This is a genomic window from Haladaptatus sp. W1, from assembly GCF_001723155.1.
In the GTDB taxonomy this organism is placed as follows: Archaea; Halobacteriota; Halobacteria; order Halobacteriales; family Haladaptataceae; genus Haladaptatus; species Haladaptatus paucihalophilus.
This window is the reverse complement of record NZ_MEIH01000361.1, coordinates 1-17,737: the sequence shown is the minus strand read 5'-3', so window position 1 is coordinate 17,737 and position 17,737 is coordinate 1. Positions and strand designations below refer to the sequence as shown.

The window sequence follows — 17,737 nt, the reverse complement described above, 5'->3', positions numbered from 1 at the left end:
GGTGGGTGTTCACCGTCATGTGCCTTGAGAGCGGCGACGAGCGTCGTCTACTCTCCGTTCGCCACTGACCGACGTCATCTACTCTCCTTATCCGCTCGCAGTCGACCGATATTACCGATATCCGTTAGTTCGCGGCGCAGTTGTTCGGCCCCAGTTCGAGGGACTCGACGTCGCCGCCGGGTTGTTCTTTCCCCCAGTTGATCTGCTTTATTTCGTTGTAGTTCGCGGGTTCGTCGGCGAGGCTCTCGACGATGGTCTCGACGAAGGCCGTCTCGTCGTCGGCCTCGACGTAGCTGAGGAGTTCGTTGGTCGTCTCCTCCTGCAGGTGTTCGAGGTTCGTGGCGAGCGGGCGCATCTCCTCGTCGCTGAAGTGACCGGGAAGGACGAGCGTCTCATCGTCGCGGTCGGTGAGGCGGTCGAGGCTGTCGAACAGTTCGCTCGCGGCCTCACGAACGGCGTCCTCGGCTCCGTCTTCGAGGTCCGGCCGACCGACGCTCCGGAGGAACAGCGTGTCCCCCGAGAGGAGCGCGTCGCCGAATTCGAAGGAGACGCTCCCCGGCGTGTGGCCGGGCGTGTACACGACGTCGAGGGAGCGGTCGCCGACGGAAATCTCGTCGCCGTCTTCGAGTTCGACCACTTCTTCGAGTTCGCCCGCGTCGTCGTCGTGGAGGTAGTACGGAACGTCGAGTTCGCCGGAGAGCCGTCGTGCGCCGGAAACGTGGTCCGCGTGCGCGTGCGTGTCCGCGACGCCGACGATATCGAGGTTCCGCTTGTCCGCGACGGTCAGGTACTCGTCGATGTACTGGGTCGGGTCGACGACGACGGCCTCGTCCTCGTCGTGGACGAGGTAGGAAACGCACCCCGTTCCGGGACGGACGACCTGAACGACGCCATCCGCCACGTCGAGGTCGTACTGCCGGTGGACGCGCCCCCAGCCGTTCATTCCGTCCTCGATGGATTCGGCGTCGTAGCCGTGCTCCCGGAGGAACTCGGCGGCGCGCGCCGACGTGATTCCGCCGACGCAGACGATGGCTATCTCCTCGTCCTCGGGAATCTCGTCGAGATTGTCTTCGAGCGAAGAGTAATCGAATTCGAGGAGTTCGTCGTAGATGGGTAGGTTCGTACTGTCCGGAATCCGCCACTCCTCGTAGTCTTCTTCCCGTCGGACGTCGAGGACGTACAGGTCCTCGGCGTCGTCGTCCTGTACGCGTCGTGCGACCGTGGACGGCTCGAAGTTAGTATTGCTCATTTCATACAATACTATTTTCTCTATCGACTTAAACGCAATGGCATCGGTGAGACACGCGGTCCGTCGGCTACCGGTGTTGTGTGGAACGGCGCGAAACGGAAGGGAGAACCGAGGTTTGAGAGGAATGAGGTTCCGGATGGGGCCGCGTTTCGTTCGGAATCGCGGCGACCGTCCGGTGGTAAGCGTGGTCTTCGGTTTTAGTTGGTAAGCGCTTCTTCGCTGGCCGCGCAGTTGTTGGGGCCGAGTTCGAGTTCGAAGGCTTCCTCGTCGTCGGGGTCCTGCTGACCGAGGTTCGTGGCGATGATGTCCTCGTAGTTCGCCGGTCGCGGCGGCATGTCAGCGACGATGAAATCGACGAACTCGTCTTCGTCCATCGTGAGCGCGTCCATGCGCTCCGTGAGGTCGCCGAGTTCCGCGGTGTACGTGCCGTCGTCGTTCGGCGTCGCCGCGTCGCTGAAGTGGGCGGGCGCGATAGCCGTGTCGTCCGACAGCGGCAGGACTTTCTCGTTGAGGCTCTCGTAGAGGATTTTCGCGGCGTTCTTCGCCGCCTCGGGGTCTTCGAGGTCCGGGCGCGCGACGCTCTCCGTGAACAGGCCGTCGCCGGTGAACAGCACGTCGCCGACGTGGTACGCGGTCATTCCGCTCGTGTGGCCGGGCGTGTGAACGACCTCGATTTCGACGTCGCCGACGGTGAGCGAGTCGCCGTCTCGAACGGTTTCGAAAGGCTGGTCGTACTCGACGCCGCGGTCCACCGCGGGCTTCGGGAGCACCGCTTTCGCGTCGGTCGCCGCCGCGACGTCACGAATCCCGGAGATGTGGTCCGCGTGAACGTGCGTGTCGATGGCGTACTTCAGGTCCGCGCCGAACACGCGTGCGTCCTGGATGTACTCCTGCGAGAACGCGCGGAGGGGGTCGATAACCGCCGCTTCACCGTCGGAGACGACGAGATATGCGAGACAGCCGCTCGACGGCCGTCGGTACTGTGCGATGGTCGCGTCGACGTCCACGTCGAGTTCCGTGTACTCGTAGATGCGCGCCCATCCCTTCATGCCGCGTTCGAGGTGTTCGACGTCGTAGCCGTCGTCTTCGAGGTGCTCCGCGACGAGTTCGCTGGAACCACCCTTCGCACAGAGGACGGTGATACGCTGGTCGTCCGGGAGGTCGTCGTGGAGGTCCTCCGGGATGCCGTCCAGCAGTTCGAAGTAGGGGTAGTTGACGATGCTGACGGTCTCCCCGTCGATGTGCCACTCCTCGAAGTCGCCCTCGGAACGCGCGTCGAGGATAAAGACGTCCTCGCCCGCGTCGATGCGGTCTTTGAGTTCTTCAGGAGTGGTCGCTGCGACCGGTTCGTCGGTGGTTGCTTCGGTCATTGTCACTCTCGTCTATCTCCCGCTACCAAATAAGGCTTTTCATGGTTATCCGCATAATACACAATACTATCAAGTCAAAAACCGGATTTAGAAGGGCATAGTGACAATCGTGCGTGTGTTGGGGGAAATGGTTGTGTCCAGTGCACGAACTACTACCGACACGTTTTTCATACCCCATCCAGTATTGGGTGATGACGTCAATACTATGACCGAGTACGAAATCACGGAAACACTCGATGTAAAGGGGCAGAACTGTCCGATGCCCGTCGTCAAAACGAAGCAGAGTATCGACCAGCTCTCCGAAGGGGAAGTCCTCGAAGTACTCGCTACGGACCCCGGCAGCATGAGCGACCTCGGTGGCTGGGCCGACACGACTGATGGTGTCGAACTCTTCGACCAACAGGAAGGCAACGACGTGTACAAACACTACGTCCGCAAAACGGAGTGAATCTCTATGGATAAAATCGGAATCATCGTCGACAACGACAGCCCGAAAAGTCTCGCGATGGCGGTCAACCTCGGACACACGGCAATCGCGTCCGAAACCGAAGTCCTCGTCTACTTCACCTTCGACGGACTGACCCATCTCCTCGAAGGCGAACAGGACCTCTCCGAAATCGAGGACCTGCTTGACGCCGGAATGCCGAACCCCTACGACCTCCTCGACATGCTCGTCTCCGACGGCGGCGACCTCGTTACGACCGTCGCCTGCACGACGACGCTCGACATGCTCCAGTGGGACAAGGACGCGATAGACGACTCTCTCACCACTAAATTCGCTGGCGCGGCGACGTTCCTTGAAGAGGTCGAGGACGCGGACCAGGTGTTCACGTTCTAACGACGAACCGACCACCTCACCTACACACTCACCCCGGACGGCGCAGCGCGTCCCGTCGATTCCCCTCAACCCCCCTCGACGTCGGTCGGTCGCTCGAAGCGTGCCATATACTTCCACCGACCGACGCCGGACGGGATGGCGCTTCAACGCGCTTCCACCTCCTTCGAAGACCTCCGATTTCTTCGATTTTAACTGTCCCGCGCCCGTACCCACTGGTATGACCGACTGGACCGCGGAACTGGAACAAGAGCGAGCGGAAAAGGACGAGTTCTTCGCAAAGCACCCTCGCTCGCCGATTCCCGTCGGCGAGCGCGAGTCCTTCGACGGTCTCGACTACTATCCGCCGGACGAGGACCTTCGGTTCGAACTCGAACTGGCCGTGTTCGACGACCACGAGGAGATAACCGTCGAGACGACGCAGGACGGCGCACAGGGATATCTCCGATGGGGTGAGTTCCCCTTTACCGTCGACGGAACAGAGTGTACTCTGACCGCGTTCAAAGCGGAACAGGGAGAAGAACGGCTGTGGGTTCCGTTCCGCGACGAGACGAGCGGAGAGGAAACGTACCCGGCGGGCCGGTACCTCGACCTCGAATCCGAGGACCGCACCGCCGACGGGAAATGGATTCTCGACTTCAACCGCGCGTACAGCCCGTTCTGTGCGTACTCCGAAGCCTACGAGTGTCCCCTCGTTCCGATGGAGAACTGGTTGGACGTTTCCATCGAAGCGGGCGAGCGGTTCGACGAGCACTGACGGGAACGGTCGTCGTTTTCCCCCGAGCGCGCCAAAGCATTCAGTAGTCAGCCCACCGAAGGGGTATTCATGACGGGGGAGGAGGGGGACACATCGGTCACTCGGCGCGGATTTCTCTTCGGTTCCACGGGGGTCGTGGCGGCCGGGGCGACCGGAGCGTCCGGAACGGCAGCAGCACAGAACGAAAGCGGCGGAAACCAAAGCGGCGGAAACGCGAGCGGGGGTGGCGGCGGCGGACCGACGCAGACGGTCCAAGTGGGCCCCGGCGGGGACCTCGTCTTCGACCCCGATTCGATGACGATATCGCCGGGAACGACCTTGGAGTTCGTGTGGGACTCGGACAACCACAACATCTTCGTCGAAAGCCAACCCGACGGCGGCAACTGGGATGGCACGCCGGGTGGTCAGAGCAAGGTGTACAACACCGGCTATACCTACTCTCACACGTTCAACACGGAAGGGGACTACGAGTACTACTGCGTGCCGCACAAGAGTGCTGGCATGACCGGTTCCATCACGGTCGGTGCCGCGTCAGGGCCGTCGGAACCCGCAATATCGAATGACGCGAAGACGCTCGGTATCGCCACGACCGGTGCACTGGCGTTCACGCTCGGGATAGGGTACTTCTTCCTGAAGTACGGCGGGGACTACGGCGAGTCCTGAGACCGCCGTTCCCCTGCCACGGAACGACGGGAGTGAGGGAAAGCGGTGAGGAGGAGAGCGCGGACGACGGTCGGTGCCGCCTCAGTGGCTTTCGACTTGCTGTCGAATCTCCTCGGGGACGCTCGGGTCTTCGAGCGTGGTCGTGTCGCTCAATTCCCGGTCGTTGCTGATCTCCGTGAGGAGTCGGCGCATTATCTTCCCGCTCCGCGTGTACGGGAGGACGGTGACGAATTCGACGTTCTCTGGACGGGCGAACTTCCCTATCTCCTCGCTCACCGCGTTTACCACTGCTTCACGAATCTCCTCGCTCGATTCCGCGTCTTCCTTCAGGACGACGTACGCGTCCGCGACCTGCCCTTTCTCGGGATGGTCCCGCGGAGCGACCGCCGATTCGGCGACCTGTGGCACCTCGACGATGGCGCTTTCGAGTTCCATGCTTCCCAGGCGGTGCCCAGCGACGTTCATCACGTCGTCGAGTCGGCCGAGAACGCGGTAGTATCCGTCCGCCGCTAGAACGGCGCTATCCCCTGCCTTGTACACCCAGTCGTGCCAGTCGTCGCTGTCCGTCTCCGAGAACGTCTCCCAGTACTCGCTGATGTAGCGCTCGTCGTCCTCGTAGAGCGTTTGGAGCATCCCTGGCCACGGACGGGAAAGCACGAGATACCCGGCTGTTCCCATCCCCGGTTCGATTTCCTCCCCGTCTCCGCCGAGGATGGCTGGGGATATCCCCGGCATCGGTTGACCGACGCTTCCGGGTTTCATATCGGCCAGCGCGGGAAGGTTACTGATGACCACGCCGCCGGTTTCCGTCTGCCACCACGTGTCGATGATAACGGCGGACTCCTTCCCGACGTGTTCGTAGTACCAGCGCCACACCTCCGGCTGTATCGGTTCGCCGACCGTCGTGAGGTGCTTGAAATCGAAGTCGTAGGGCTGGAGATGCTTTTCACCCCACTTCATGAACATGCGGACGGCCGTCGGTGACGTGTGGAAGATATCGACGTCGTAGCGTTCGGCAATCTCCCAGACCCGCCCCCGGTGTGGGTGGTCGGGTGCGCCTTCGAACATCACCGACGTCGCGCCGACCGCCAGCGGCCCGTACACGATGTAGGAATGGCCGGTTATCCACCCGATGTCGGCGAAACACCAGTACGTGTCCGTCGGATGAATATCGAAGAGGTATTTCGCGGTCCCCGCGACGTAGCTCAGATAGCCGCCGGTCCCGTGTTGTGCGCCCTTCGGCTTCCCGGTCGTGCCGCTGGTGTACATGAGAAAGAGGATGTCGTTGGCGGCGCGCGACACCGGGTCGATGCGCTCGCCGTGGTGGTCCGCCAAGCGATCGGCGACGAGGACGTCCCGGCCGTCTTCGAGGTCGGTATCCGGGTGAAGTTCGTCTTCACGCGTGAAGACGAGGACCGTATCGATGTCTACTGTGTCGTCTTCGAGCGCCGCATCGGCCTTCCGTTTGTGGTCGAGGAACTCTCCTCGGCGATAGTATCCGTCGATGGTGACGAGATAGCGGCTGTCCGCGTCCGCGAGTCGATCGGCGAGCGCCGGTGCGGTGAATCCGGCGAACACCTCGCTGTGCGGCGCGCCGATGCGGGAACACGCGAGCATCGCAACGGGCAGTTCGGGGACCATCGGAAGATGGAGGGTAACGATGTCATCCTTGGTGACGCCGACGTCCCGTAACACGGCGGCGAACTCGTTGACCATCCGGTAGAGGTCCTGATACGCGATTCGTCGCGTCCCGCCCGGCTCACCCTCCCAGAGGAGCGCGGTTTTGTCCCCGTACGAATCGAGATGTCGGTCCACGCAGTTGTACGACGCGTTGAGCCTGCCGCCGCCGAACCACTCGTAGAAGGGTGGGTCGCTTCCATCGAACACCGTTTCCCAGTGTTCGTCCCAGTCCAACAACCGCGCGTACTCCTCGAATCCCTCCGGGAAATCCTCGAATCGTTCGTAGACGGCCGGGTCGCTGACGTTGGCCTGTCCCACGAACGCCGGTGGTGGTCTGTAATACTCCTGTTCCCCCAATCGTGCCTCGATGGTATCGGATTCATTCCCCGACATCGTGACCCCCGCACGACTTCTAGCGAGAGTCAATAATAAATGATTGTGTAAGTACGTGCTGCGTGCGTCGTGAACTCGTTGGCGTCCCTGCACTCTCATCGGTGATACGGGTCGATGGTGCTGGGGAGCATCTTCAAGTGGTTGAATCGCAAGGATTCAGAGAAGGACGCCGTTTCACTTCGTCCCGAACGCCCGTTCCGGCCCACGTATGATAGAAATCGACGGTACCGTCGGTGGCGGCCAACTGCTACGAACGGCGCTTAGCCTCTCGGCCGTCACCGAAACGCCGTTTCGAATGACCGACGTTCGAGGGTCCCGTCCGAATCCCGCCTCAAACCACAGCACGTCACCGCGGCCGATATCATGGCGACCATCTGCGCCGCCGACGTCGCGGGCGCACGACTCGACTCGTCGACGCTGACTTTCCGACCGGGTACCGTTCGCTTCGACCCGATGGCCGTGGACATCGGCACCGCGGGGAGCATCACCCTTCTCTTAGACACCGTGCTCCCGATAGCGATGGCCGCCGACGAACCGTTCCGGATGACCGCCGTCGGCGGCACCGACGTGAAGTGGGCACCGACGATGGCGTACTTCCGACGCGTGAAACTGCCGCTCCTCGCCCGGTGTGGGCTTGACGCTGACGTCGACTGTACGAAAACCGGCTTCTATCCCGCGGGCGGCGGGGAGGCGATACTGCGAACGACTCCGGGGCCGCTCTCGACGCTGGAAATCGAGCGGCGGGGCGAACTCGAACGGGTCGAAATCCGTTCGAAAGCGGCGACGGAACTCGCGGACCGGGCGGTCGCGGAGCGACAGGCGGAACGCGCGCGGAAACGGCTCGACGACGCGGGCTGTACGGCCGAAATACGGCGTGTGGAATACGTCTCCACCCGCTCGCTCGGCTCGTCGCTGTTGTTGTGCGCGGTGTACGATCAGTCGGTCGCCGGGTTCGATTCGGTGGGCGAACGCGGGCGAACCTCGGAGGAAGTCGCGAACGACGCGTTCCGCCGGTTCGAAGAGTTCCACGCCGGTGGTGCTCCAGTGGACGAGTACATGGCAGACCAGGTAATGACCGTCCTCGCGCTCGTCGGCGGGACCGTCCGTATTCCGACCGTCACCGCACACGTTCGAACGAATCTGGCCGTCATCGAGAAGTTCGGGAGCGATATGTCCCTCACCAGCCGTGATGACGGTACGATTCTGCTCGAAGCGTCGCCGCATCCCGCCGTGCGGACCTGATGTGGGACAGCACAGTCCGCGCCCGTTCACCGCCGATGACCGAACGGCAACAGGTACACCGGGTCGAGCTCGGCGGGTAAATCGAGAGTCCTCTTTACACTCTCGTCGGAAAACGCACCGACGGGACAGGTACACAAGTCGTGCGCCTCGCACACGAGCTGGACGTTTTCGGCGACGTGCCCGGCCTCCATGTACACGTACCGAGTCCCGTGGTCGGGGTACTCCCGTCTCGTTCGCTCGAAATCGGCGGTGACGACGAGCACCGCGGGGGCGTCCCGCACGACCGCCTGCCCGCCCGCCGCGCTCGTGAGCGCCGACCGAACCGAGGCGTCGCGTATCCGTTCGAGGGAGTGGCTCGGCGGGTCGTACCGGAAGACGCCGGGCGGGAGCGCCTTCGCCCCGTCGGGACCGACGTCTAGAAAGAGAGTGAGCGGATAGGTGGCCCCAGCGCTCGGTACGGCGCGCATCTCGATGCCGTCCCTCGTGTGCGTCACGCCTTGCGCCGCCCACAGGACGCGCGACGCGTCCTCCCGCGACACGGGTGCCGCGCCGAACGAGCGCCGACTGGCCCGCCGCGCGATGGCGCGGTCGACGCTGACCGTCCCATCTGGCTCGGGTTCGGGAAGTGTGATGGAACTCATCGAACGCTGTTCGGGACGCGTGCGGAAATAGCCTCGTCCGTCACTCCCGATGGTGGACCGTGAGGACCGGCACGTCGCTCGTTCGGACGGTCCGTTCCGTGACGCTGCCGATGAGATACCGGTCGAGTCCGGTTCGGCCGTGCGTTCCCATCGCCACGAGGTCGATATCCTGCTCCGGGACGTACTCCCGAATGACGCTCGACGGAATGCCGTGCTCGACGTGCGTCGTGACGTCGAGTCCGCGGTCTTTCGCTCGTTCCGCGACCCCCTCGACCGACCGCTCGCGTGCCTCTTCCACGACGTCCAACAGCCGCGGCGTCCACGAATCCGTCTCGTACATGCCGGTCAACTGCCGCACGTCGACCACCGAGAGCGCGTGGACGGTGGCCCCGTATCGCTTCGCGATTGCGAGTCCGTGCTCGACCGCACCGGCGGCCGCATCGCTGCCGTCGGTCGGGAGCAAAATCGCGTCGTAGCTCCGCTCGTCTTCCGCCGCCTCGCGGGAGGTGAGGACCGGAACGTCGCTCGTTCGAACCACGCGTTCGGTGACGCTGCCGAGCAGATACCGGTCGAGACCCGTCCTGCCGTGCGTCCCCATGGAAACGAGGTCGATATCCTGCTCGTCGACGAAGGACCGAATCGCCTCGGAGGGGATTCCGTGTTCGACCACGCGCTCGGACTGCACGTTCGCATCGGCGGCGAGCTCCGCCAGTTCGTCGACCGCCTCCTCGGCGCGGTCTTCGAGCGCCTCCCTGTGTTCTCGAATATCCCGGTCGATATCGACGAGTCGCGCGCTGTACGCCCGCTCGTCGACGACGCCCAACAGATGCACTCGGGAATCGAACGCGCGTGCGAGGTTCAACCCGTGGCGGGCACCCGCGGTGGCACCTCGACTGCCGTCGGTCGGAATGAGTATGTTATCGTACATGGACCATCGCTCCCCCTCTACCTGTCATTCCGAATTGACTTAACTGATTGCCGACACCGGTTCCCGGCGCGCTGATTTCGTCGCGCCGCCGACCGAACATTCACACGATTGTTTAAGATGACATCCTCCGCGCGCTAAAGCACGGGGCTTCCCACACCCACCACTGGGTGGTTCGTTGGGAACGTACGGTTCGCACCCCGACGAGGTGCTGGCTATGCCACGTAGCCGGTACTCCTATCTCATCCGGGAAACGGACGGGATTCGGAGGTACTTGATTGTTTTGTGTCAGTCTGCCGTCCATGGGCTTACTTTTTGACGAGGCAAACACCCAGTCAACTGCCGGTTATAGGACTGTCAGAATCCGATGGGGAACCGTCGGATCGACACCAAGAGATACTCACGGAGAGCACCTAAAACTTTCGCTAACAGCGTTTGAACGGATGAAGACGGCGCTGTATCCCCACCCTCAAGGGCGGGGTTTTAGCGCCTACATTAAAGATAATCCCGCCCCTCTCTAGTGGACGACCATGGCACAGCAAGAAGTCCAACAAGAACTCGTGGTCGACCGGTACACGCTCGGTCTCGTGGGACCGGACCAGGAGTGGGGGGGCACCGTCGCGGACGGGGGAACTATCAAAACACACACGCCACCGGCGTGTTGGGGGCCGATGATAACGCCCGAGTTCAGAGGGGGCCACGAAGTCACCCGCCCGATTCGCGTCGAGAACGCGGAGGTCGGCGACGCCATCGCGTTGAAAATCAAGAACATCGAGGTGACGAGCATCGCGACCAGCACCGGCAGCATGCGCGAACGTGAGGGCGCGTTCGGCGACGACCCCTTCGTGGACCACAAGTGCCCGGAGTGCGGGACGAAGTGGCCCGAGAGTATCGTCGAGGGGACGGGCGAGGAGTCGATAAAGTGCGCCGAGTGCGGCGCGAACGCCTCCTCGTTCGGCTTCGAGTACGGGTACACGGTGGCCTTCGACGACGACCGGACGGTGGGGCTCACCGTCGGCGAGGAGGGTGCCGACGACTTGGCCCACCGGGCCGACGAGGCGATGGCGCTGCCCGAACACTCCCGCCAGCACCCCATCCTCCTCTACGAACCGTCGGAGATGCCGGGGACGCTCGGTCACCTCCGCCCGTTCATCGGGAACGTCGGGACGACGCCGCCCATCGAGATGCCGGACTCCCACAACGCGGGCGACTTCGGCCAGTTCCTTATCGGCGCGGACCACGACTGGGGACTCGCCGACGAGGACGAACTCGCGGAGCGCACCGACGGCCACATGGACATCAATGCCGTCCGCGAGGGTGCCGTCCTCGTCTGCCCCGTCAAAACCGATGGCGGCGGCGTATACGTCGGCGACATGCACGCGAATCAGGGCGACGGCGAACTCTCGCTTCACACGACGGACGTGAGCGGACGGGCCGAGTTCGAGGTCGAAGTCATCAAAGGCCTCGACATCGACGGCCCGCTTCTGTTGCCGAACGAGGAGGACCTGCCGTACATCAGCAAACCCTACACGGACCGAGAGATGGAACGCGGTGAACGCCTCGCCGACGAATACGACGTCGAAGCGATAGCCGAGACGGGACCGATACAGGTCGTCGGCAGCGGCGCGACAATCAACGACGCGACGGACAACGCCTTCGAACGCGCGGGCGCGCTCCTCAACATGACCGAAGGGGAGGTGCGCGCTCGGTGTACGTTCACCGGCGGCGTCGAAATCGGACGCCTTCCCGGCGTCGTCCAACTGACGATGCTCGCGCCGATGGACCGCCTCGAAGAGCGCGGCCTCGCCGACCTGGTTCGCGCACAGTACGACCGCTGAGCGCTCTCCTACTTCCGAACGTTCTTCGATTTTCTGCGATTCGTCCGGGGCTCTCCCGTGAAACGGAATTTGTCTCTCTGCGCTCCGTCGGTAGGTCTACCCTGTCCGTCGGTACGTCCGCCCTGTACGGCGGGAAACACCGTCACTTCCGCGTCGGCCGGGCACGCATCGTCTATTTCGACCCGCTCCCCGTTCACGGAGATACGGGCGCTGGTTCGGAGGCTTCCGTCATCGTCGAACAACTGGGTCTCCGCTCGGGGATAGCGCTCGACGAAGGCGGCGAGCGCGTCCTCGACGGTCCCTCCGTCGAACGCCATCGAAACCGTCTTTTCGCCCGTCGCGCTCCGAAGCGGGCCGTACACGCTGAGTCGCATGTCGTCCCCTACGGGAACGTGGCGGAAATGCGCACCGCCGTCGAAAGTCGGTTTGTCCACCCATAGTTAACCCACTGAAGAACGTGTATCCCGGACGATGGTTTCCGGGGGGATTCAGGCGGCGGGGAGTCTCGAATCGCATCTTTTCACGCTTCTCGCCGTCTTCGTCATCGCGGGAGTCGTCGGGACGTTCACGACGAAAGTCGTTCGCATCCCGTACACCGTCGGCCTCGTTCTGGCAGGGTTGGCCGTCTCCGTTCTCGACCTTCCGCTGACGACGCCGCTCTCGAACCAACTCATTCTGCTCGTCATCCTACCCACGTTGATATTTCAAAGCGCGATGAACATCGACACCGAACAGCTACGCGAGGACGTCGTTCCGATTTTGGTGCTCGCAGTCGTCGGCCTCGTCGTGTCAGTCGCCATCGTCGGTATCGTCGGTTCACAACTGCTCGGACTCTCCGTGGCCGTCGCCCTTCTTCTCGGTGCGATTGCGATGCCGACCGACCCCGTTTCGGTCGTCGCCCTGTTCGAGGACCTCGGCGCACCGGAACGGCTGTCGGTGCTCACCGAAGGGGAGAGTATTCTGAACGACGGCGTCGGCATCGTGCTGTACTCCGTCCTCCTCTCCGTCCTCCTCGAAGCACGCATTCGAGACGTCACCGCCACCGAGCTGATCACACCCTCGCTCGTCGTCAGGGACGTCGGGTTCGGCATCGTCATCGCGATGGTCGGCGGCGCGTTCATCGGCCTGGTCGCCGGGTACGTCGCCTATCGTCTCCTCATCCTCGTGGACCAACCGATGACGGGAATCGTCTTCACCGTCGTCCTCGCGTACGGCGTGTACGTCCTCGCGGAGCACCTCGACGTCAGCGGCGTCATCGCCGTGCTGGGTGCCGGTCTCGTCGTCGGCACGCACGGAACCCGTGACGCGGTGAGCGCGCGAACGCGGCTGACGCTCGGAACGGTCTGGGCGAGTGCGGCGTTCATCGCGAACACCGTCATCTTCGTCGCCATCGGCGTCGCAACCCCGCTCGACCTGCTCGAACGGTACGCCGGTGAGATTTTGGTCGCCGTCGTCCTCGTCTTTCTGGCGCGAGCGGTCGTCGTCTATCCGCTTGTCGCGTTGCTGAACAGGCGATTCACGAGCACGATTCCCCGGTCGTACCAGCACGTTATGGTCTGGGGCGGTATCCACGCTTCCGTCCCTATCGCACTCGTGCTCGGGCTACCGCGAAGTCTTCCGGTAGCCCTCCGGGAGGAACTCTCCGCAATCGTGTTCGGCGTAGCCGCGGTCACCCTCGTCGTCAACGGCCTGACGATGGGACGACTCATCGAGCGACTCGGAATCGTCATCGTCTCCGCAGCCGAACGCCAGTACGAACTCCTGATGGGGCGGTTACACGGCGTCAACGCCGCCCTCGCGGGTGCGGAAGAACTCCATGAACGGGACGACATCTCCTCGGAGATATACGAAAACATCGACACGCGATATACGTCCCAAAAACGACGGTTGAATCGCGCTATCTCGACGTTGCTCGACGAACATCCCCATCTGCGAGAAAAAGAGGGACTCACCGCGGAAGCCGAGGTCGTTCGATACGAAATCGTCGGCATCAAGACGGCGATGGAACGGGGTATCGTCAGCACCGAGGTCGGCAATCGGCTCCTCGAAGAGACGGAACGGCGGCTCGAACACATCGACGACAGTCAGTACGCGCTCGAAACCGAGGACGAGAATCACGACGAAACGTGACCGCGGGCCGACCCCGCGTCGAGCGCTTCTATCTCCCGAAGGTACGTATCCGTCGGTGAGACGTCCACGTAGTCGATTCCCCGCTCCAGACACGCGGCGGCGAACGTCGAACCGCCTGGTCGAGACACACGACAACGGTGGAACGTCGTCGAAGGTCGCGGGGGCCTCGGTATCCACGACACCGGGCCGGAGTCCTTCGACCGACGCCGCGAACCGCTTCGTTTTCTCGGCCGTTCGTCCAGCGGCGACGACCCGCCCCGGCGCGTCCGCGACGAGTCGGGTGCTGACGACGCGACCAACCGCGCCGTAACCGCCAACCACGAGTACGTCTCCCGGCATCGTCACCGGTCGCTCGGACGGATTTCGAATCCACCGCGGTCATTCGATTCGTCGAGCGGGTCGGCCGGACGCTAATTTTTCTCTCCGGAGGGTACCATCGGACTTTGTGTCGGAGCCGTGCCGATGTCGTTCCTCTCGTTTCCCGTTCTCGACCAGCTGTTATTACTGTGCCTGCTAAAAGTGGGGAATAATTATAACAAATCTAGCAAAATATTGTGATTTAGTTAATAATTCGTGCCGGGAACGACGACTCTTCTCCCGATTCATCGACGCTCGACGGGCGAACGCTCTCCCCGATTTTTTGCCGTTCGACCGACTTACCGACTCTGACCGGTCCTACCGCGTGGTCCCGTCGATTCTCCCGGTAAAATCAGTCGTTGCTCGCACGGAGATATGTGTCGGATTTTCAGAAGGATTCTTGACGACGGCTGTCGTCCGCTTGATGAATGAGTGATACGTCCACGGCGGCGTCCGGGTTCGACCTTCGGTCATCGGCCGACCTCGTCGCGGTGGACGTGTGTTCGGTTCTCGCGGCCGGGGCGCCGTTCGTCCCTTTCATCTGTGCACAACCGATTCGACTCGGTCTGACGCTTCCCCTCGTTCTCTTCTTCCCTGGCTACGTCCTGCTTTCCGCGCTGTTTCCGCCCGGGGACGGAACGACCGACGATACCCGACTCGACGGGTTCGAGCGCGTCGGATTCTCCGTCGTGGCGAGCGTGTTCGTCGTCGCGGCGGTCGCGCTGGGTCTCGACGGGTCGGGCGTCGGCATCCGACCCGTTCCGGTGCTGTTCTCGACCGCCGGGTTCACCCTCCTCGTCTCGGTGGCCGCGGCCGCGCGTCGGCGCCCCGAGCGCCGCTCCGTCGGCTTCCCGTCCTCGAAGCGCACGCTCCGCCGTTTCCGGATTCAGAGGGCGGAAACGCGTCTCGATAGCGTGCTGAACGTCGTGTTGGTCTTACTTCTCGTCGCCGCGCTCGTCAGCATCGGCACGGCGCTCGGCGGACTCGGGCGGACGGAATCGTACACCGAGTTTTACCTCAGTACCGGAAACTCGTCCACGGCCGCTCCGTCCGCGGGTGTCGCGGCCCCCGATTTCGATGGCAGTATCGGCATCGAAAACCACGAACACAGTCGGGTTCGCTACACGGTCGTCGTGCAACACCAGCGCGTCCGACCGAACGACCCGATGTCGATTCGAACGCGGCGGACCCTCGCGACGCGCCGCGTTACGCTCGATACTGGCGATAGTCACACCATCCCGTACGCCGTTCCGTCGTCGGTCGGCGGTCCCCACCAGCGCGTCGTGTTCCTGCTGTACGAGGGGGTCGTGCCGCCGACGCCGACCGTTGAGAACGCGGATCAGGAGATTCACCTCTGGGCGACTCAGACTGCGAACCGCTCCGAAAAGATGCGGGGACCGGGGTAGTTGGTGGGCTACCCCCCGTCGCGCGAAAGTGGTTCCTTTTCGCTGGATACCGGTCGCGGTTCCGCGGCGGGTCTGTTCGCTACTGGAACCGGTTGTGAGAATGTTACTCGACGGTAACGCTCTTGGCGAGGTTTCGCGGTTTGTCGATGTCGCGGCCTTTCTCCTTTGCCACGTGGTAGGCGAATAGCTGTAGATACACGTTCGCGACCACGGGTTCCATCAAGCCGATGGACGGAACGTCGAACGTCGTACCGAATACGGCGTTGGGTTCGTCGTCTGAGGTAACGCCGATAACGGGTGCCCCCCGCGATTCGACCTCCTTGACGTTGTGAAGCGTCTCGGACGCGTTCGTCTCGTCGGTGAGGACCGCGATGACCGGGGTTTCGTCCGTCACGAGCGCGAGCGGCCCGTGTTTGAGTTCGCCGCCCGCGAACCCTTCCGCGTGCTCGTAGGATATCTCCTTGAGTTTCAGTGCGCCTTCGAGCGCGACCGGATGACCGAGTCGCCGCCCGATGAAGAAGAACGACTCACTGTCGGCGAACGCCTTTGCCTCCCGTTGTACCGTCGGTTCGGCGTCGAGCACCTGTTGAATCGCACTGGGCACCGCGGACAACTCTTCGAGGATGCTCGCCCGCTCGGTCGAGGACAGGGCGTCCCGCTGTTGGCCGAGATACACCGTCACGAGCGTCAGCGTCGCCACCTGCGATACGAACGTCTTGGACGCCGCGACGCCGATTTCCGGCCCGGCGCGGATGTACACCGTGTCGTCCACCTCGCGGGTGACGGTCGAGCCGACCGTGTTCGTCACCGCGAGCGTGCGAGCGCCCGAACCGGCGGCCTTGCGAAGCGCACGGAGCGTGTCGGCGGTTTCACCGCTCTGGGTGATGGCGACGACGAGCGTTCGCCACGGGTCGCGGTTCCCCTTGAACTCGTATTCGCTCGCGATGTGCACCGAGACGCGAACGTCCGCGTACTCCTCCAACAATCCGGCGGCGTACAGTCCGGCGTAGTACGACGTTCCGCACGCGACGATCTGAATCTCGTCCAAGGAGCGACAGTACTCTTCCGACAAGGTGAGGTCAAGGTCCACCGTCCCGGCGAGTTCGTCGATACGTCCCGAGAGCGCCTGCCGTACCGCCCGCGGTTGTTCGTGTATCTCCTTTCGCATGTAGTGCTCGTAGCCGCCCTTCTCGGCTGCGTCGGCGTCCCACTCGACGGTTTGGGGCTCGCGCTCGACCACCTCGCCATCGTTGACGATGGTCACTCCGTCCTCTGTAAGGTGTGCGATGTCGCCGTCTTCGAGGAACGTGACCGTTCGGGTGTGTTCGACGAAGGCCGTCACGTCGCTCCCGAGGAAGGTGGCGTCGTCGTCGTGGCCGATGACGAGGGGGCTGTCCTGCCGCGCCGCGACGATGCCGTCGTAGCCGACGGCCGTAACCGCGATGGCGAAACTCCCGGAGAGCTTCGAGACGACCCGTTCGACCGCTTCGCGGAGGTCCACGCCGTCCTCGTTCAGGGCCTCCTCGATGAGGTGAGCGATGACCTCGGTATCGGTCTCGCTGGTGAACTGGTGTTCGTCGAGGAGGTCCGCCTTGAACTGCTCGTAGTTGTCGATGATGCCGTTGTGCACGACCGCTATCCGCTCCGTACAATCAGTGTGCGGGTGCGCGTTTCGCTCCGTGGGGGCCCCGTGAGTACTCCACCGCGTGTGACCGATGCCGCAGGTGGCGTTCGACGTCGACGGAACGGTCAGGTTGTCTATCTCCCCGCTTCGCTTGTTCACCTCCAACGAGTCGTCGAGGAGGGCGATACCCGCGGAGTCGTAGCCGCGATATTCAAGGTTCTTCAGACACTGTGCGACGATGGTTGAGCAGCTTTCGTTTCCAATATAACCGGTGATTCCACACATGAACTATCCTCTCCGTACAACCGCACCGTCTTCGATTCGTTCACGAACGGTCGTCCCGCTCTCCACCGTTACCCCGTCACCCACGATAGCGCCCGGCAGGATCGTGACGTTGCCACCAATTCGAGCGTTATCCCCGACGAGGCCGCCAAACGTCACGTCGTGATGGACGGTTTCGTCCAGCGTCACGTCCGTAACGCCGCCTTCGACGGTGGTGTTCGGTCCGATGGTCGCGTTCGCGCCGACGATGCAATCCGGACGACCGCTCCCGGTTCGATGGTCGCGTCCGGGAAGACGACGGCATCCTCGACGACGGCGTTCGCGCAGACCATCGCGTTCTCGCCG

At 63.1% G+C, this 17,737-nt stretch carries 18 protein-coding genes; 9 read left to right on the top strand and 9 right to left on the bottom strand.

Features of this window, described 5'->3' with window-relative positions; translation table 11 throughout:
- Positions 1-124: 124 nt before the first annotated feature.
- Entirely contained in the window at positions 125-1,249 is a 1,125-nt protein-coding gene (locus tag BG842_RS21340) for an MBL fold metallo-hydrolase (protein ID WP_069452370.1), read from the bottom strand.
- 197 nt (positions 1,250-1,446) lie between these two features.
- Positions 1,447-2,619, bottom strand: a complete 1,173-nt coding sequence (locus BG842_RS21335; RefSeq protein ID WP_069452369.1) for an MBL fold metallo-hydrolase — start codon at positions 2,617-2,619, stop codon at positions 1,447-1,449.
- Positions 2,620-2,824: 205 nt separating this feature from the next.
- Here BG842_RS21335 and BG842_RS21330 point away from each other — a divergent pair, with 205 nt between their 5' ends.
- The 4 genes from BG842_RS21330 (at position 2,825) to BG842_RS21315 (ending at position 4,874) form a co-directional block, all read left to right on the top strand.
- Positions 2,825-3,067, top strand: a complete 243-nt coding sequence (locus tag BG842_RS21330; RefSeq protein WP_069452368.1) for a sulfurtransferase TusA family protein — start codon at positions 2,825-2,827, stop codon at positions 3,065-3,067.
- A 6-nt stretch (positions 3,068-3,073) separates the two neighbouring features.
- The gene (locus BG842_RS21325; protein ID WP_069452367.1) at positions 3,074-3,457 is read left to right on the top strand and encodes a DsrE family protein; all 384 of its coding nucleotides are present in this window, start codon (positions 3,074-3,076) and stop codon (positions 3,455-3,457) included.
- A gap of 217 nt (positions 3,458-3,674) precedes the next feature.
- Positions 3,675-4,211, top strand: a complete 537-nt coding sequence (locus BG842_RS21320) for a DUF1684 domain-containing protein (RefSeq protein WP_069452366.1) — start codon at positions 3,675-3,677, stop codon at positions 4,209-4,211.
- Positions 4,212-4,280: 69 nt separating this feature from the next.
- On the top strand, positions 4,281-4,874 hold the full coding sequence (locus tag BG842_RS21315; RefSeq protein WP_069452365.1) for a plastocyanin/azurin family copper-binding protein: 594 nt from the start codon (positions 4,281-4,283) through the stop codon (positions 4,872-4,874).
- An 81-nt stretch (positions 4,875-4,955) separates the two neighbouring features.
- Here the strand turns inward: BG842_RS21315 and acs are convergent, their stop codons facing one another.
- The gene (gene acs, locus BG842_RS21310) at positions 4,956-6,947 is read right to left on the bottom strand and encodes an acetate--CoA ligase (protein ID WP_069452364.1); all 1,992 of its coding nucleotides are present in this window, start codon (positions 6,945-6,947) and stop codon (positions 4,956-4,958) included.
- Positions 6,948-7,155: 208 nt separating this feature from the next.
- Here acs and BG842_RS33290 point away from each other — a divergent pair, with 208 nt between their 5' ends.
- The gene (locus BG842_RS33290) at positions 7,156-7,368 is read left to right on the top strand and encodes an RNA 3'-terminal phosphate cyclase (RefSeq protein ID WP_394327493.1); all 213 of its coding nucleotides are present in this window, start codon (positions 7,156-7,158) and stop codon (positions 7,366-7,368) included.
- Positions 7,311-8,189 carry an RNA 3'-terminal phosphate cyclase gene (locus tag BG842_RS21305; protein ID WP_254663371.1) on the top strand — a complete coding sequence of 293 codons (879 nt, stop codon included), beginning with the start codon at positions 7,311-7,313 and terminating at the stop codon, positions 8,187-8,189. The genes BG842_RS33290 and BG842_RS21305 overlap by 58 nt, the downstream gene beginning before the upstream one ends.
- Before the next feature lie 26 nt (positions 8,190-8,215).
- On the opposite strand, the gene BG842_RS21300 is transcribed toward BG842_RS21305, so the two are convergent.
- On the bottom strand, positions 8,216-8,830 hold the full coding sequence (locus BG842_RS21300; protein WP_069452363.1) for a SagB/ThcOx family dehydrogenase: 615 nt from the start codon (positions 8,828-8,830) through the stop codon (positions 8,216-8,218).
- Between the two features lie 40 nt (positions 8,831-8,870).
- Complete coding sequence (locus BG842_RS21295) at positions 8,871-9,758, bottom strand: universal stress protein (protein WP_069452362.1); 888 nt, start codon at positions 9,756-9,758, stop codon at positions 8,871-8,873.
- Positions 9,759-10,285: 527 nt separating this feature from the next.
- On the opposite strand from BG842_RS21295, the gene BG842_RS21290 reads away from it, so the two are divergent.
- Positions 10,286-11,593, top strand: a complete 1,308-nt coding sequence (locus tag BG842_RS21290; RefSeq protein WP_069452361.1) for an acetamidase/formamidase family protein — start codon at positions 10,286-10,288, stop codon at positions 11,591-11,593.
- An 8-nt stretch (positions 11,594-11,601) separates the two neighbouring features.
- On the opposite strand, the gene BG842_RS21285 is transcribed toward BG842_RS21290, so the two are convergent.
- Positions 11,602-11,967, bottom strand: coding sequence for a ubiquitin-like small modifier protein 1 (locus tag BG842_RS21285; RefSeq protein WP_254663370.1), 366 nt, complete (start codon positions 11,965-11,967; stop codon positions 11,602-11,604).
- Positions 11,968-12,064: 97 nt separating this feature from the next.
- Here BG842_RS21285 and BG842_RS21280 point away from each other — a divergent pair, with 97 nt between their 5' ends.
- A complete protein-coding gene (locus BG842_RS21280) occupies positions 12,065-13,723 on the top strand; it encodes a sodium:proton antiporter (protein ID WP_069452360.1) in 1,659 nt (552 codons plus the stop codon).
- Here BG842_RS21280 and BG842_RS28165 read toward each other — a convergent pair.
- Positions 13,708-14,040, bottom strand: coding sequence for a hypothetical protein (locus BG842_RS28165; protein ID WP_254663369.1), 333 nt, complete (start codon positions 14,038-14,040; stop codon positions 13,708-13,710). The two genes, BG842_RS21280 and BG842_RS28165, sit on opposite strands and share 16 nt — an antisense overlap.
- Before the next feature lie 468 nt (positions 14,041-14,508).
- Between BG842_RS28165 and BG842_RS21275 the strand changes: the two genes are divergently transcribed.
- Positions 14,509-15,486, top strand: coding sequence for a DUF1616 domain-containing protein (locus tag BG842_RS21275; protein WP_069452359.1), 978 nt, complete (start codon positions 14,509-14,511; stop codon positions 15,484-15,486).
- A 103-nt stretch (positions 15,487-15,589) separates the two neighbouring features.
- Here BG842_RS21275 and glmS read toward each other — a convergent pair whose 3' ends face one another.
- Together glmS and BG842_RS32120 are read right to left on the bottom strand one after the other, a co-directional pair.
- Positions 15,590-17,395: a glutamine--fructose-6-phosphate transaminase (isomerizing) gene (gene glmS / locus BG842_RS21270; RefSeq protein WP_069452358.1), complete on the bottom strand. Its 1,806-nt coding sequence runs from the start codon at positions 17,393-17,395 to the stop codon at positions 15,590-15,592.
- A gap of 3 nt (positions 17,396-17,398) precedes the next feature.
- A complete protein-coding gene (locus tag BG842_RS32120; protein ID WP_069452357.1) occupies positions 17,399-17,581 on the bottom strand; it encodes a DapH/DapD/GlmU-related protein in 183 nt (60 codons plus the stop codon).
- Positions 17,582-17,737: the final 156 nt, after the last annotated feature.